Annotated in this window: 14 protein-coding genes; 12 read left to right on the forward strand and 2 right to left on the reverse strand. The window is 58.1% G+C overall.

Annotation, left to right across the window (positions count from 1 at the left end):
• Positions 1 to 108: 108 nt before the first annotated feature.
• A complete protein-coding gene (locus GSQ91_RS10170; protein WP_158821450.1) occupies positions 109 to 585 on the forward strand; it encodes a nuclear transport factor 2 family protein in 477 nt (158 codons plus the stop codon).
• Between the two features lie 4 nt (positions 586 to 589).
• Here GSQ91_RS10170 and GSQ91_RS10175 read toward each other — a convergent pair whose 3' ends face one another.
• On the reverse strand, positions 590 to 1195 hold the full coding sequence (locus GSQ91_RS10175) for a TetR/AcrR family transcriptional regulator (RefSeq protein ID WP_158821451.1): 606 nt from the start codon (positions 1193 to 1195) through the stop codon (positions 590 to 592).
• Between the two features lie 142 nt (positions 1196 to 1337).
• Between GSQ91_RS10175 and GSQ91_RS10180 the strand changes: the two genes are divergently transcribed.
• The 9 genes from GSQ91_RS10180 to GSQ91_RS10220 all read left to right on the forward strand — a co-directional run bounded on the left by GSQ91_RS10180 (position 1338) and on the right by GSQ91_RS10220 (position 12717).
• A complete protein-coding gene (locus GSQ91_RS10180; RefSeq protein WP_158821452.1) occupies positions 1338 to 2969 on the forward strand; it encodes a DHA2 family efflux MFS transporter permease subunit in 1632 nt (543 codons plus the stop codon).
• Between the two features lie 478 nt (positions 2970 to 3447).
• Positions 3448 to 5370 (forward strand): hypothetical protein, encoded by a 1923-nt coding sequence (locus GSQ91_RS10185; RefSeq protein WP_158821453.1) that lies wholly within the window; start codon positions 3448 to 3450, stop codon positions 5368 to 5370.
• Positions 5371 to 6064: 694 nt separating this feature from the next.
• Complete coding sequence (gene yajC, locus GSQ91_RS10190; protein ID WP_158821454.1) at positions 6065 to 6385, forward strand: preprotein translocase subunit YajC; 321 nt, start codon at positions 6065 to 6067, stop codon at positions 6383 to 6385.
• 143 nt (positions 6386 to 6528) lie between these two features.
• Positions 6529 to 8136 (forward strand): protein translocase subunit SecD, encoded by a 1608-nt coding sequence (gene secD / locus GSQ91_RS10195; RefSeq protein WP_158821455.1) that lies wholly within the window; start codon positions 6529 to 6531, stop codon positions 8134 to 8136.
• A 90-nt stretch (positions 8137 to 8226) separates the two neighbouring features.
• Positions 8227 to 9189 (forward strand): protein translocase subunit SecF, encoded by a 963-nt coding sequence (gene secF / locus GSQ91_RS10200; RefSeq protein WP_158821456.1) that lies wholly within the window; start codon positions 8227 to 8229, stop codon positions 9187 to 9189.
• A gap of 716 nt (positions 9190 to 9905) precedes the next feature.
• Complete coding sequence (locus GSQ91_RS10205) at positions 9906 to 10652, forward strand: energy transducer TonB (RefSeq protein WP_158821457.1); 747 nt, start codon at positions 9906 to 9908, stop codon at positions 10650 to 10652.
• 198 nt (positions 10653 to 10850) lie between these two features.
• Complete coding sequence (locus tag GSQ91_RS10210; protein ID WP_158821458.1) at positions 10851 to 11600, forward strand: MotA/TolQ/ExbB proton channel family protein; 750 nt, start codon at positions 10851 to 10853, stop codon at positions 11598 to 11600.
• A 169-nt stretch (positions 11601 to 11769) separates the two neighbouring features.
• Complete coding sequence (locus GSQ91_RS10215) at positions 11770 to 12207, forward strand: ExbD/TolR family protein (RefSeq protein WP_158821459.1); 438 nt, start codon at positions 11770 to 11772, stop codon at positions 12205 to 12207.
• 69 nt (positions 12208 to 12276) lie between these two features.
• The gene (locus tag GSQ91_RS10220; RefSeq protein ID WP_158821460.1) at positions 12277 to 12717 is read left to right on the forward strand and encodes a biopolymer transporter ExbD; all 441 of its coding nucleotides are present in this window, start codon (positions 12277 to 12279) and stop codon (positions 12715 to 12717) included.
• Between the two features lie 208 nt (positions 12718 to 12925).
• Here the strand turns inward: GSQ91_RS10220 and hemL are convergent, their stop codons facing one another.
• Positions 12926 to 14239 carry a glutamate-1-semialdehyde 2,1-aminomutase gene (gene hemL, locus GSQ91_RS10225; protein WP_158821461.1) on the reverse strand — a complete coding sequence of 438 codons (1314 nt, stop codon included), beginning with the start codon at positions 14237 to 14239 and terminating at the stop codon, positions 12926 to 12928.
• A 214-nt stretch (positions 14240 to 14453) separates the two neighbouring features.
• Here hemL and purM point away from each other — a divergent pair, with 214 nt between their 5' ends.
• Positions 14454 to 15593, forward strand: a complete 1140-nt coding sequence (gene purM / locus GSQ91_RS10230; RefSeq protein WP_371417109.1) for a phosphoribosylformylglycinamidine cyclo-ligase — start codon at positions 14454 to 14456, stop codon at positions 15591 to 15593.
• A 251-nt stretch (positions 15594 to 15844) separates the two neighbouring features.
• The gene (locus GSQ91_RS26045) at positions 15845 to 16432 is read left to right on the forward strand and encodes a hypothetical protein (protein WP_256370373.1); all 588 of its coding nucleotides are present in this window, start codon (positions 15845 to 15847) and stop codon (positions 16430 to 16432) included.
• The last annotated feature ends 13 nt before the right edge of the window (positions 16433 to 16445 follow it).

The raw sequence follows: 16445 nt of genomic DNA on the forward strand, positions 1-16445 counted from the left end.
AGCGGCAGGGGGGATTGAGTCACACGCGCCTTCTGATGCGTCCAATCGACAGAAGCACTACTGTGAACTGACAACCATGAATGCCTGCCGTTCCACGAGGAGAGCCAAATGACCACACCCGCACCTGTCTCGCTGATACCGCCCTTCACGCTGGAGACAGCGATCCAGAAGGTACGTCGCGCCGAGGATGGCTGGAACTCACGCAACCCCGAGCAGGTATCACTGGTCTATACGCCGGACAGCCGCTGGCGCAATCGTGATGAGTTCATCAATGGCAGAGAGCAGATTGTGCAGTTCCTCACGCGAAAGTGGAAGAAGGAACAGGAGTATCGGCTGATCAAAGAGCTGTGGGCCTTCACCGGCGATCGCATCGCGGTACGTTTTGCCTACGAGTGGAAAGACAGCTCCGGAGCCTGGTTTCGCTCCTATGGCAACGAGAACTGGGAGTTTGATGCGGCCGGCCTGATGAAGGCGCGTCATGCCTCCATCAACGATCTCGCGATCGCAGAAGCAGATCGCCTCTTTCACTGGCCCCAGGGCCGTCGTCCGGACGAACATCCAGGCTTGAGCGATTTGGGCCTGTAAGAATCTAAGCGACCAGCTTGCCTGCTTCGGAGGAGATCCCATCCAGCACGTTCCCGATCGCAGCCTGGGCATCCACTAAAGGCTCCTGCGTGTCCTCGATCCGGCTCATCATCAGAGCTCCTTCGAGCGTGGCGATGATCGTATTGGCAACACTCAGGGGCTTTGTATTCTCACGTATCTCCCCGCGTTGAATGCCGGCCTCAATAATGGCGCTGAGCCTCGCCTTCCAAGCCAGAAACGCATCCCGTGCCAGTTGGCGCAGCACAGGATTGCCGTCGTCAGAGTCGATGGCGGCATTCATCAGCGGACACCCGCCCGGCATAATCGAAGGCGTCTCCACAAACCGTTTCACCGCAAACCGCAGCTTCTCTAAGGAGCTATCAATGTGCCCCAGATCGTCCGTTCGCGTCCTTACCGACCGCGACAGCGCGAACTTGAGCGCCTCTGCCGCCAACTCCTCTTTGCTGGAGAAGTGCCGGTAAAGCCCGCCCTTCTCTAACCCGGTGGCGTCCATTACGTCCTGCATGGAGCATCCCGAAAACCCCCGGCGATTGAAGATCGGCGCAGCCGCCTCAATGATCCTCTGCCGTGTCAGCTCGCCTTTGGCCATCGCAAAACCTCCGAGAAGAAGAATACGAAAAAAAGACGCATCGGTCTCTTCTCTGCTGAATCAGATGTATGAAGCGACCGATCAGTCTCTAAATTATTAAGCCCGATCAGTCTCGAAAATTATTAAGTATGAGGAGTCGTCCGTGGCCACAGCCGTTGCCCCACTGCCCCAGAACGCCGCGCCGCGTGCCGCCGCCCTCGTTCCCACGATCAATCCGTGGGTTGTGGCGCTTACTGTCACCCTCGCAACCTTTATGGAGCTGCTCGACACCTCCATCGCAAACGTCTCCCTTCCTTATATTGCCGGTGGTCTGGGCCGCTCCTTCGACGAGGTCACCTGGATTCTTACGACCTACCTTGTAGCCAATGCAGTCGTTCTCCCGATGTCGGCGTGGCTCTCCCGCGTCTTTGGCCGCAAGAACTATTACATGGCCTGCGTCACGCTGTTCACGATCACGTCCTTCTTCTGTGGCATCGCGCCGACTCTCGGTTTCATGCTCATGGCCAGAGTTCTGCAGGGAATTGGCGGCGGTGGCCTCGCACCGGTCGAGCAGGCCATCCTGGTCGACACCTTTCCTCCCGCCAAACGCGCGACTGCCTTTGCGCTCTATACCGTGGCGATCGTCACGGCGCCCGCCATCGGGCCGGTGCTCGGCGGTTGGATCACCGACAACTACAACTGGCGCTGGGTCTTCCTGATCAACATTCCCATCGGCATCCTTTCGCTCTTCCTGACCAACCGCTTCGTTCACGATCCGCCCTCCTTTGCGGAGGAACGCAAGTCGGTACGCTCTGTCGACGGCAAGCTCCGGGTCGACGGCGTCGGCATCGCGCTTATCGGCCTTGGTTCGGCGGCGCTTGAAGTCTTGCTCGATCGCGGGCAGATCGACGATTGGTTCGGCTCGAGCTTTATCTGCTGGATGTTCGCGATCGGGATCACCTGCCTGGGCGTTGCCATCTTCTGGGAGTGGAACCACCCCGACCCGGTCATCGAGCTTCGCCTGCTCAAGGTGCGCAACTTCGCCATCTCGAACATCTTTTACTTCGTCTTTGGCTTCGGTCTCTTCGCCTCCACGACGATGATCCCGCAGATGCTGCAATCGCTCTACGGATATCGCGCTATCGATGCGGGTCTGGTACTTGGGCCGGGGGCCTTTGTGATCACACTGCTGGCTCCGGTCGGTGCGCAACTCGTCCAGCGGGGCATCATCCACCCCCGCATCCTGCTCTTTGGAGCCGTCATGGTGGTGGGGCTGTCCTTTATTCACTACAGCCACTTCAATCTTGCTACCGACTATCGCCACTACGCCCTGGCCCGCGCCCTGCAGGGGCTGGGTTATGCGTTCTTCTTCGTTCCGCTCTCCGTTCTTTCGTACTCGCAGCTGCGGCCCGACCAGAATAATAAGGCGTCCTCGCTCACCAACTTCTTCCGCAACTGGGGAGGCAGCTTCGGCATTGCCTTTGTGACGACCATGAGCGAGCGCCGCCAGAACTTCCACCAGGCTACGGTGGGTTCCAACCTGACACCGTCATCGCCGTTCCTGCAGCAGGGGGTGCGGCAGACCGCGGCCTATCTGCAATCGCACGGCTTCTCCCACGCGGATGCCCTTAATGCCGCGTATGCCCGCTACTACGACCAGTTAGGCGCGCAGACTCGTCTGCTGGCCTTCATGGATTGCTTCCATATCATCGGCCTCATCACGCTCATCGCTGCGCCCCTCGTCCTGCTGACGAAGAATTTCAAACTCGGCGGCAAAGCCCCGGCAGCGCATTAAGGGAGTAACGAAAGAGTTAAGGGCAGAGGCTTCAGTAACGTTCACGAGTCTTTGAAATCGTATCCTTTAGACAAAACAGGCAAACGATACTGTTCGAAATCTGAGTGCTTCATGCGGAACTCTGGCCGCAAATAGATTGCTTGTTTCCCTATCCAAGCCTCGGCTCGCAGGTGTAGAATCCGCTCAAGCATAATATATTTTTCGTGAATCAAGGACTTTCGTCCTTGACATGGGCTATGATCTCCAACACTGTAGTCAATGGGTTATTGTCTGTCTGTCGCATGTTAGCGAACTAATGTACCAATACCCACCGCTGTCGGGCCACGCTTCAAATCAATCAATCGGGTCATCTTTACAGCTGTATTTCAGCTGTTTTTCAGTTGTGCTGTCGGGTCCTCACAGTTCTCGGGGCCTTAAACCTCTGCCTCAAGTCGTCTGCAGATTGCGGACTTGAAGGCTTTTACTTAGGGAGATTCTTATGAAAATCCACCGTTTATCGCTTCCCGTCACCGTTAGCCTCGCTGGACTGATGGGCGTCCTCGGCTTGAGCGGGTGCTCGGCCAATTTTTCTGGCGATTCATCGAGCGTTCAAGATAGCACCGCTGTCCTCAAAGGTAATGTGCATGGCGGTCAGCAGCCTCTGGTTGGTTCTCACGTCTACATGTATGAAGTCGGGACGGGCGGGTATGGCACGGCAGCCACCTCCATCCTGCATGCCTCTTCGAGCACGACTTCCGATGGTACAAACTTCTACGCCACAACGGATGCAGCCGGCGACTTCGATGTGTCTGGAGCCTATACCTGCACCGCTGGCTCTCAGGTCTATCTCTACTCCATAGGTGGCGATGCCAGCGGTAAAGGCCTCGGCAGCAACACGGGAGCAGGGCTGATCACCACGGTTGGCCAATGCATCGCCGGTAACACCTTCCCGAGCTCCGTCACGTTTGTGTACATGGACGAGGTAAACACCATCGCCACTGCATACGCACTGGCGGGCTTTGCCACGGATGCCACGCACATCGCCAGCTCTGGTACTGCGCTGGCCCTGACAAACCTTGCCAACGCCTTTGCGAACGCTCTCAACATTGGAAACCAGACCACCGGACTTGCGCAGACGACGACGGCGGCGGGCAACGGAACGGTTCCTTCTACGAAGATCAATGCACTGGCCGACATCCTGGGTGCTTGCATCAATACAACCACCGGCTCCTCGCAGTGCTCGACGGTCTTTACCAACGCTCCGAACGGCAGTGGCACGGCACCCACGGATACGGCGACGGCAGCTATTAACATCGCTCAGCATCCTGGAACCAACGTTGCAGCCCTGTTCGGCCTGGTAAACAGCTCAGGTCCCTTCCAGCCGACCATTGGCTCAGTGACCGACTTGAGCATTGGCATTGTCTATAGCAGCACCGCTATCAATGCACCCTTTAGCGTCGCCATTGATGCTGGAGGCAATGCGTGGCTTGCTAATAGTTCCGGCAATACCCTTACCAAGCTCAGCCCCGCTGGCGCGGTTCTGTCCGGTACCGGCTATGGCAGCGCTTCCACCCTTAGTGCACCCTTCAGTCTCGCTATTGATGGGACAACCGGCACTGTCTGGGCGGCAAACCAGGGCAATAACAGCGTCACGAAGTTCCCCAGTACGGGTGGTGCTGGCACAGTCTTTTCCGGCAACGGCATCGACTCGCCCAAAGACCTCTCCGTCGATAACCTAGGCAATCTTTGGATTCCCGATCAGGGACTACTCGGACTCCTCCTTCCCAACATCGCGAAGATCACCCGCACAGGCACCGCAGCCACCTCGACTGTTTCAAGTCTGTTGGGTTCACCGGTAGGAACTGCTATCGATGGCTCGAATAATCTCTGGGCTACGTACTCTGCGCTGACCGACGTCACTGATTACAATACGACTGCCAAGTCGTCCACAACGTACCTTCTTGCTGGTGGCCTCGCTGGTGGTAACGAAATCGCGATCGACAACAATGAAAACGTCTGGTGCACCGCCGGTGGCGTGCTCGGTCTCTTGAGCGGCGTCAGCTTGATCACCAACGGTGGCGTAACCATTGGGGATTACACTGCCTCTCTCCTCACAGCCCCTGTAGGCATCGCCGTTGATGGTGCTAACAACGCCTGGATTACCAATACCGGTACGAATGTCCTTGTCGAACTCGCCACGAATGGTTCGGCCATCTCGCCCAGGTCTCCCGCCTCTGGTTACCTGGTCCCCGGCATATCCGGCGGAGCCAACAACGTTGCCGTTGATGGTGCTGGCGATGTCTGGGTACCCAACAGCGCCGGTGCCAGCGTTACCGAACTGATCGGTATCGGTTCACCGGTCGTTACCCCACTGGCGGCAAGCATTACCGCTCCTTACACTGCACCTTCCTCCAAGCCCTAAGAGTTTGGAAGATTGTTCTTCAGCCTGTAGTGCCGACATCCGGCGCTACAGGCTTTTTCTTTGCTCCTCGCCCTCCCTGCAAACCCTGGGCAGTTCTAGGGCATGTCATCAAATTTTGCCGTCCTTCTACTGCGGGGTGCTACAAAAGCCTTGAAGCGACGGGCGCAACGGTTCGCGACGATATGCAACGGCTGTAGTGCTTAGGATAAGCATTTTTCCCAAATACAAAGGCCGTCGCGTTCCTTTGCGAAACGTTGCGCCCGTTGCGTCAAGGCTTTTGCAATGCCCGCGGCGGAAGGACGGCGGTGCATCCAATGTCTTCCTGTCATAGCAGTAGATGTATGGCCGGCATTCATCCTGAACGCATTCTGAACAACAGTTGATGAAGCGCCTCAGTAGAGGACACCTACTCTATAGATAAAGCGGCTCTGAACTCACACCCTTCTGCTTTTGGCACACAATACACCGCCCAATCGTGCGATTTCCTTGACATCACCGCTCCGCTACGCGATGCTTAATCCTCAGGTGCGATTGGCTGGGAACGGCAGACGTGTGTCTGGACCTCGTGTCCGGAATGCGACCCGGTTCCGGCGCTTGTCCATGTGGGCAGCAGAATCCCCGAAAACTTTATGAAAGACGTGGCCAGGCTCGAGCCTTCATCTCGGCGTGTCCTGCCACGGCAGCAGGGCGTGCATTGAGCTTTCTCGCGTTAGCGTTGGCGGCCGGTTTCGGCGGCTTTGGGTCGTTTGGCAGTCTGCCATTGTTAGTGGTGATGTTTGTTGCCATGTATCTTCTGCTCATTGTGCCTAATCAGCGCAAGCAGAAGCAGTGGCAGGCGATGCTGGCGCAGGTGAAGTCCGGCGATAAAATCACCACCAATGGCGGCATGCGTGGCACGGTCGTCAGCGTCAAGGACGATGTGCTGGTCATTCGCACCCAGCCCGATGGTGTGAAGTTCGAGATCGTTCGCAGCGCTATCGCGGCGGTCACCACCGACGAAGACACAAAAGCATAAGCACGGCGGAATATCGTTTGTGCGGCATTGCTGTGGCCGAAAGCTGTTGCCACAGTTCGCCAGGGACCACAAAGTTTCGCAAGGGAAAACGTAAAGGCCGCGATGAGTTACAGGTCGCGGAATCTTGAAGGAACAACAATAAGATGGGCAAGAATCTGGCCGGCAAAACAGGCTTCATTATCGCGGTACTGGTGATCTGCATCTTCGGGATCTTCGGCATTCCACACAGTACCGGTAAAGGCTTTGGCGACTCGCTGAAGACCAGCATCACCGATCGCATCCACCTTGGGCTCGACCTGCGCGGTGGCACGCATCTCGTGCTGCAGGTGCATGTGGCAGAGGCTGTCAACAGTGCTACGGATCGCGATGTCCAGCATCTACATGACGAGCTTGCCAGCACGGGCGCTACAGTGGCTAAGGTCGATCTCGCGCATCCGGAGACAATCACTGTCTCAGGTTTCCAGCCGACGCAACAAAGCGCGGTCCACGATGCGGTCACGGCCAATGAATATGCGTCGTATGACGTGCTGAACGCTCCTGGTGGAGGCTATCAGCTCACCATGAAGCAGTCAGCCATTCGCGATCTCGAAACCCGCACGCTCGAGACCTCCATCGACACCATACGAGATCGCATTGATAGCCTCGGAACGCTTGATCCTTACATTGGGAAATATGGTCTTGGCGAAGACCAGATCGTTCTGGAAATCCCCGGCATCGATGATCCCGTCCGCATCCAAAAGCTCATTGAGGCTACGCCGAAACTCGAAATCCATGCGGTCGTCAGTGGGCCGTATAACGACGAGCAGGATGCGATGACCAGGCTCAACGGCATCATTCCTCCCGACCAGGAACTGCTCAAGGGTTCGAATGGTACGGGCGGCCCCGATCTGGTCTATCTGCTGCAGCGTGCGTCGATTGTGGAAGGTACCGACTTCAAGCGAGCGGAGGCCTCGCAGGACGAGAATGGCCGTCCCGACATCCACTTCAACCTGACGGCAGATGCCGGTGAACGCTTCTACAAGTACACCGATGCGAATAAGGGCACCGGCCAGATGGCCATCACCCTGGATAACCACATTCGCGAGGTCGCCACCATCGAGGGGGCGATTCGAGACGATGGCCGCATTACAGGTGGCTTCACGCAGATCCAGGCAGAGGATCTGGCGCACAAACTCAGTACAGGTTCATTGCCTGCATCGATTTCGTATACCGAAACGCGTTCCATCGGCTCAACGCTTGGCGCGGCCAGCATTCATGCGGGAATCGTTGCCGCCGTTGCCGGCATGTTGGCGGTTATGGCCTTCATGCTCTTCTACTATCGCGGCGCGGGAATCAATGCCGATCTGGCACTCTTCCTCAACCTCGTGATCCTGCTCGGGTTTATGGGCTTTACGGGATCGACGCTTACGTTGCCCGGTATCGCTGGTGTCATCCTGACCATCGGTATGGGCGTCGACTCGAACGTGCTGATCTTCGAACGCATTCGTGAAGAGCTTCGCCTCGGTAAGACTGCCGCTGCAGCCGTGCAGGAGGGCTTTGCCCACGCCTGGGTCACGATCGTCGATACACACGTCACAACGGTCGTCTCTGCCGGCATCCTGTTTATCTTCGGCACCGGCCCGGTCAAGGGTTTTGCTGTGACGTTGGTCTTCGGTCTATTGGCCAATATCTTTACCGCCGTGTTTGTCTCGCGCACGATCTTCGATTACCTGCTTAGCAAGAAGGAACGCGGCGCGGCGCTATCGATTTAGTTAGTGCTATTAGCCGTTAGCTCTCAGTGAAGACGGCAAAGAAAAGGCTAGAAGCTAGCGACTAAAAGCTAGCAGCTCAAGGATTGAAACGTGGAACTGTTTCGTAGCTCAAATATCGACTGGTTGGGGAAGAAGTGGTACTTCCTCAGTTTCTCACTGATCTTTTCGATCGCCGGTGTCCTCAGCATGGTGTTCTGGCACCATATTCCGTTGGGTGTCGACTTCAAAGGCGGCACCCAGATCACTGTTCGTTTCGACCAGACGCCGAATATAGACCACATCCGCCACGCCATCGAGGCTTCGGGCATCAAGGACCCAACGATCCAGCGCATCTCTGGCGCGAACGGTGCGGCGTCCACGGACGCCATGATTACGCTGCCTGAGTCGACCGCGAGCGACAGTGCCCATGACCAGGGTCGTGCTGCTGTCGAAGGCGCGCTGAACGCGAACTATCACGACTCCAGCTTCTCCGTGCAGCAGGTTGACATCGTCGGCCCAACCGCCGGCAAACAACTCCAGCACACGGCCTGGCTGGCGACGATCTACTCGCTGATCGGCATGTTGGTCTACCTCTGGTTCCGGTTCGAACTCATCTATGGCGTGGCAGCCGTCGTAGCGGTCTTCCATGACACGCTCATCACCGTCGGTTTCTTCAGCCTCTGGAACAAGGAGATCTCCCTCACGGTCATCGCAGCCATCCTGACGCTGATCGGTTACTCGATGAACGACACCATTGTGGTCTTCGACCGTATCCGTGAGAATCTCGCCTCCAATCGGCGCGAATCGCTCTCCGATGTGGTCAACCGCAGCATCAACCAGACGCTGAGCCGGACCGTCATCGCCTCTGGCCTGACCTTCCTCACAGTCCTCAGCCTGTTCCTGTTCGGCGGAGAGGTGCTGCACGGCTTCTCCTTCGCCCTGGTGGTCGGCATCCTGATCGGCACGTACTCCTCGATCGCGGTCGCCGCTCCGATGCTGGTTGCCTATCAGGACTGGCGCGCCAAGAGCGGCAAGAAGGCCACGCTGCCCGCAGCACGGGGCGGACGGCGGTAAGGTCGACTCCTGCTTCAAGTAACGGCCCTCGCGCTTAGCGCGAGGGCCGTTTGCTTTCCCGGAAGCCAGCTGCGAAGGGACGGCGTATCCCAGCCCGTACAACGGTTGTCTTTACAAGCCCACCCCCAACCCTGTCATTTCGACCGACCAACGGGAGTGGAGAAACCCCTGTATTTCGCGAATGCCTGCGCTACTGAAGAAGCCAAAGGGGCACGCTACTTGCCACAGATGCCTGTCGTCAACCGCAAAGTGAGTTCTTGCTGCTAACAAGCGTGTCCTTGGGGACATCGCAAAATACAGGGGTTTCTAGACGCAGAGAGCGCCACAACCATTTGCATCACGCTCTACACCTAGGGGTTTTCTCCGCTCCCGTTGGTCGGTCGAAATGACAGGTTTGGAGGATAGGTTTGGAAGACAACTAGTAGTCGTGGGGAGGAAATATGACACCGCTTCGGGGCTGTGTCCCGTGACATTCTCCTTTCCTGGAAAAGTTACGCAAAGGTTTTCTGCCAGGAAATCCACAACTTTGGGGTCGCATCCTCTGGCTAATCTTCATTTTCGCCGCGGAGCTCCTCAAATGCATCCAATTTAAGGTAGGATTGGCAGCAAGTAACAAAACCAACTGTCTCTCCGGCAAGTCAATAGCAAGTCGGGAACAATTTAATTCGTTGTGGTGTCTAAGGCAGTAGCTATCCCTCGCGGGACCGAGGTTGCATATGTTTGAAGACTCAATGATGGAATCCGGCGGCAAGATCAAGACCCAGTCTAAGTACTGGATGATCGCCTCTGCGGCGTTCTGGGGCACTGCCCTGGCGGTCATGATTCTGATTCCGCTGATCTACCCTGAAGCGCTGCCAAAGAACTCGCTGGCAGCTTCGATTGCTGCTCCACCCCCACCGCCTCCACCTCCGCCTCCCCCACCGCCGCCTGCGGCCGTGATAAAGCCGGTTCATATGGTGTCGGAGATCGACCAGGGCCTGCACGCGCCTACCAAGATTCCTAAAGACATCAAGATGCTGAAGGAAGATGCCGCACCTCCGCCCTCGTCTATGGGCGTGGCAGGCATGAGCGGCATGGCCGGTGGCACTGCTGGCGGCATTATGGGCGGTATGGCAGGTGGTACGGGCAGCGGTCCGGCTATCGTAGTCGCCAAACCCAAGCCACAAGGTCCGGCCCGTATCTCAGGCGGTGTAATTGCGGGTAACATCCTCGTCAAGACACAGCCGGTCTATCCTCCGATCGCGCGCGCCGCGCATCAGGGCGGAACGGTGGTGCTCCACGCCATCATCTCGAAGAGCGGATCGATCATGAGTCTTAGCGTCATCAGCGGTCCAGCTATGCTGCAGGGTGCCGCGACCGATGCCGTGAAGACCTGGCGCTACAAACCCTATCTCTTGAACGGCGAGCCCACCGAGGTCGATACGACCATCATGGTGAACTTCAACCTCAACGGCGGCAGCTAGTATTAGGCCGGTACTTTCGCTGGACGGTGTCTCTTGCCGGCCAGCGAGGGTAATCTGCAACTACAATACTCTCGTCCAATGCGGCAGTTTGTTGCAGTTGCCGTACTCTTCAGACCAGGTTCAACCTCGCGCCAGTCCGGCTCGATCAAATCTATTTTTTGCTAAGTTCGTTCAAAGTAACCAGGAGGAAAGAATTCAGTGATTCTCGCTCATCTCACCAACGTTGCTCATGCCCACACCGCCTCGCTCGCCATGTTCTTTCAGGATGCACCTGCTGAAGTCGGCTTTAGCCCCATGCAGCTCTGGAGCCAAATGGGCTGGCCCGCCAAGACGGTCGTTATCATTCTCTTCATCATGTCGATCTGGTCTCTCGCTGTGATCATCGATCGCGCTCTCTACTTCTCCGCTGCCCGCAAGCAGTCGCGTGAGTTTGCTCCCAAGGTTGCAGGCGCCCTCAAGGAGGGCCGTCTCGACGAGGCGATCAAGGTTGCCGATCGCTCCAAGAAGTCGCACCTCGCAGAGGTTGTGACCGCTGGTCTCAGTGAGTTCCGCAGCTTCGGTTCGGGCGGTGCAATCACTGTTGAACAGGTGGAGAGCTCCAAGCGCGCTCTCGAACGTGCCGAGTCCATCACCCACGCCAAGCTGAAGAAGGGTCTCAGCGGTCTGGCCACGATCGGTTCCACCGCGCCGTTCATCGGCCTCTTCGGCACCGTCATCGGCATTCTGAACGCCTTCCGTGAGATCGCAAGCTCGAAGAGTTCCGGTATCGGCGCGGTCGCCAGTGGTATTTCGGAAGCTCTGGTTACGACTGCGTTCGGTCTGCTCGTCGCCATCCCGGCCGTTATGTGCTTCAACTACTTCACCAGCAAGGTGGAAGCATTCGACGTTGAGATGGACAACAGCTCGTCGGAGCTGGTCGACTACTTCATCAAGCAGTCGCATCGCTAACCTGCGCGCCGCTCTGCGGCGTCTCAGTCGAGCAATTACCCTGCGGGAATCACACTGAATCTCTCCGGACGCCGCCAAATGGCGTCCGGAGCCTCCAGCTAAGGTCTCCCCAGAGCTCAGTCAGCCTCAGCCAGACCACGGGCAACACGCCCGGACGGAGTACACTTTTATGGCACAAGCAAAGCGGGAAGAAGGCAAGAAGGTCAACTCGAACATCAACGTGACTCCCATGGTGGATGTCATGCTGGTGCTCCTGATCATCTTCATGGTCGTCACCCCCATGTTGAATCACAGCGTGAACGTCGAGCTGCCTAAGGTTACGGCATCGACCGTGATGGAGAACGCCAGCAAAGAAGATGCGATTAACGTCTCAGTCACTCGCGATGGCAAAACCTTTCTCAACGCCGACCAGGTATCGATCGCGGATCTTGGCGTGAAGGTTGCCGATCTTCTTTCCAAGAAAACGAACCCTGGCGATGACAAATCTGTATATCTGCATGCCGATTCACGTGCCAACTATGGCAAAGTGATGGACACCATTGATGGCGTCCGCGTCGCCGGCGTCAGTCAGCTCAATTTGCTGACCGATATCAACCAGACTAACTAGCAGGATGGGGCGGTTCTATATCGCCACGGTCCGATGGAACTAGCGTTGTAAGACATAAGGAGTATCGATATGGGAATGGGTGCTGGAACAGCGGGTGGATCAGTTTCGGAGATCAACGTTACACCGTTGATCGACGTACTGCTGGTGCTGCTCATCATCTTCATGGTCATTGTTCCGACGACGCCGAGGGGCCTTGAGGCGCTGGTTCCCCAGCCGCCCAAGCAGAACCAGCCGCCTCCGCCGGAAAATACCCGCACCATCGTGGTGGAGGTTACCTCAAGGCCGGGTGGTGGCCCTCCGGGCTGGAAGATCAACGAACAGGACTTCGCCAAGCAGGATATTGCCCCCAAGCTGACCGAGATCTTCGCGACGCGGTCGGAGAAGGTGATGTTCGTCAAGGGCGATGCGGATCTTGACTTCGGCAGTGTTGCTGAGGCCATCGGCTTTGGGCATGCGGCTGATGTGACCAACATCGGCATCCTCACACCACAGGTCATGGCTGGTCACTAAAAGCAGGGTACAGGGATGAGGGCTAGACTCTCATCTCCCGTCACATCGAACGCCCCATCCTCGCGACGATTCATCGTCACAAGGTGGGGCGTATCGCATTTTGTAATAAACTATTTGCAATCAATAACTTACGGGGAAATTGAATCCCCTCTGGCCTGGGCAGGAATTGAGTGTTTACGGCATTCTCCAACAGTGGTGCCTGCACGCGCTACTTCTGAACCTCACGCAACGCTTCGGCCGCTGCACGCAAAATCGCATCGATCTCTGGCTGCCCATGGGCTGTGGAGACGAAAGCCGCTTCGAACTGGCTGGGCGGAAGCCAGACGCCACGCTCCAGCATGGCGCGATGGAAGCGTGCAAAGGCTGCTGTATCGGAGCGGCTTGCAGTGGCGAAGTCCGTGACGGCAGAGGGCTCGAAGAACCACGTAAACATGCTGCCGACGCGGTTCGCTGTGAGCGCAATGCCTTGCTCGGCGGCCAGGCGGGCGACGCCATTGACGATGGCTGCTGTCGTCGCCTCCAGCAGGGGGTAGATGGCGTTGCGATGCGCGAGCAGATGCCGGAGGGTCGCAATGCCCGCGGCCATCGCCAGAGGATTGCCGGAGAGCGTTCCTGCCTGATACACGGGGCCGAGCGGTGCAAGGTAGTCCATGATCTCGGCCCGCCCGCCGAAGGCTCCTACGGGCAAGCCGCCGCCGACGATCTTTCCCAGCGTGGTGAGGTCCGGTGTTCCGCCAAGTTCGTCCGCAAACAGCTCCTGCGCCCCGCCGGGAGCCAGCCGGAAGCCGGTCATCACCTCGTCGAAGATAAGCAAGGCGCCATGCTTGCGGGTAATCTCGCGCAGGCCCTTCAGGTAGCCGGGCGCGGGAGCGATCGTTCCCGCGTTACCTACGACGGGCTCGAGGATGACGCACGCGATAAGTTCAGGATGGGCAGCAAAGGCCGCTTCGACGGCGGAGAGATCGTTGTAAGGCAGCGCCAGCGTGTGCATGACCGTCTCGTTGGGCACGCCCGCTGAACCTGGAATGCCGAAGGTGGCAACCCCACTGCCGGCTTTGACGAGCAGCGCGTCTGCATGGCCGTGGTAGCAGCCCTCGAACTTGATGACAAAGGGTCGTCCTGTGAAGCCGCGCGCAAGGCGAATCGCCGACATGCAGGCTTCGGTGCCGGAGCTGACGAAGCGCAGCTTCTGTATCGACGGAAAGCACTGTTGAACAAGTTCTGCCAGATCGGTCTCTGCCGCCGTACTCGCGCCAAACGAAGCGCTGTATCCGGCGGCCTCGCGGATGGCCTCCACCGCAGGCGGGAACGCATGACCGAACAGCATGGGCCCCCAGGAGCCAAAGAGGTCGATGTAGCGATTGCCGTCTACGTCGGTGAGGTACGCCCCTGCAGCGCTGGTGAGAAACGGTGGATCGCCGCCGACCGCGCGAAACGCGCGGACCGGAGAATCCACACCCCCCGGAAGCAGGGTTTCGGCGCGGCGTTGCAGCGTTTTGGAGCGGGTTAAATCGAGGGCCATAACGACAGTATAAAAGTCGGCTGATAGACTGCGAACTCGCGGTATAAAAAGTCAACATTCATGGCGTAATAAAAGCCAGCACTGTGGCCCAATGAAAGAAGTCACTCTCCTGTAGCGAGCAACCACCCCTGTGAGCGCATCTTTGTGCTCGTTGGGGACCCTGGTTATCGTTGTGAGGTTGGGTGCCCGATACAGAAAAGATGAGGTGGGGATGATGAGCGTGGACGATTCAGGGGGAGCGCCACCAGCAAAGCGCGACACGCAGTTGTACAGCCATTCGGAAGAGGCTCGAACTGCGGTAACCGCCAAACGCGTCACGCGTACACGTGCCACGTATGCCGAGGTGGGGGTCGATCGGGATCGCGCAGCGCTGGCCAATGAGCGTATCAAACTGACCGCGCGGCGCAGCTTCAATAAAAATGTGCTCAGCGAGATCGGCGGCTTCGCGGGCTTGTTCTCGCTCGATGCCGAACGCTTTCCCGAGCCTGTACTTGTCGCGAGCACCGATGGTGTAGGCAGCAAACTGCAGCTGGCCGCACAGCTCGGCCTGCACGGGAGTATAGGCTCCGATCTGGTGAATCACTGCGTCAACGACGTCGCCGTGCAGGGCGCGACGCCGCTGTTCTTTCTTGACTACTTTGCTGCAGGCGAGCTCGATGCGAACGTCGTCGAGCAGGTCATTGGCGGAATCGTGGAGGCCTGCAGGGCCAACGGCTGCGCGCTGCTCGGCGGCGAGACAGCCGAGATGCCGACACTCTATCGCGGCAAGGAGTACGATCTCGCGGGCTTTATGGTGGGTGTCGTCAGCCACGCGAAGATGCTTTCCGGGGAAAGCATCTCGGAGGGCGATATTCTGCTCGGCCTGCCCTCGAATGGCCTGCACACCAACGGCTACACCCTCGCTCGCAAGTTGCTGTTTGAGACGGCGGGGTACCGCGCAGACCAGTATGTCAATGAGCTTGGCGACAAGGTTGGCGCAGCGCTGATGCGTTCGCACCGTAGCTATCTCGCCCCCATCCGCAAGCTGTTGCAGGCCGAGGTCGCACACGCCTTCGCGCACATCACTGGAGGTGGGCTTACGGAGAATCTGCCGCGCATTCTGCCCAAGGGATTCGCTGCGCAGGTGGAGCTGGCCAGCTGGGAGCCGCCGCCGCTCTTTGCGCATCTGCAAACGCTGGGCAGCGTTGAGAACGAGGAGATGCTGCGGGCATTCAATATGGGCATTGGGCTGGTTGCAGTAGTACCCGCAGCGCTGCTCAAGAAGGCGCGACTGGTGCTGAGCCGCATGAACGAGCGTTCGATTGTGCTGGGGCGCATCGTGCGTGGGCAACAGCGCAAGGTGGTTTACTGCTAGGCCGCATCAACATAACCCTGTTCATTCTCTGCGTGTGCCCCTCGTTCACTCAGATACCCAGCAATCGCTCCATCCTCGAAATAAGCCCATCTCGTCCCCACGAGGTTGCCTAACCCGCAACCTCGTGGGGAACGTTCTCTGGTTCGAAAACCCACATGGCTAAGTACGCTCACCCCCGTGCCCTCGCCGCCTGACCTGCCCCACCGCAACATTTTCCCCGCAATCGCATCTATACACACAGAGGTTTTATTATGTCCAGGCCCACAGTTCTTCTGCTTGCCCTGGCGACTCTGTCCGCGACTGCGCTAGCGCAGACCACGTACCCAGCCGGTCCAGGAAACTACACGCAAGCTCAATCAGCTCCAATTCAGCGGTCGTACTCCAACAACGACGCACCCCAGTCGTACAACCAGGACAATGGCTACAACGGCCAGTTTGCCAATAATGGCAATTCCAGCGCCCAACCCGCTTATGACCCTGGCGCTGCCCAATCCGAAGAGGCGCAGGCCTATCCTCCTCCAGTCGCCTACGCTCCCGCACCTTACCCGTATTACGCCTATGGTTATCCCTATGGCTATCCATATGGTTATCCCTACGCTTACGGCGGAGTAGGGATTGGCTTTGGCTACGGCGGAGGCTATTACCGTGGTGGCTACGGCTACGGTCGTGGCGGCTATGGCTACGGTCGCGGTGGCTACGGCTATGGTCGTGGCGGCTATGGCGGTGGTCGTGGCGGTTACGGCGGTGGTGGTTACCGTGGCGGTGGTGGCTATGGCGGCGGCTTCCACGGAGGCGGCGGGTTCCACGGCGGTGGTGGCCACGGCGGCGGACATCGCTAATCCCGCTCTAGCT

The organism is Granulicella sp. S156 (assembly GCF_009766105.1).
Classification (GTDB): domain Bacteria; phylum Acidobacteriota; class Terriglobia; order Terriglobales; family Acidobacteriaceae; genus Granulicella.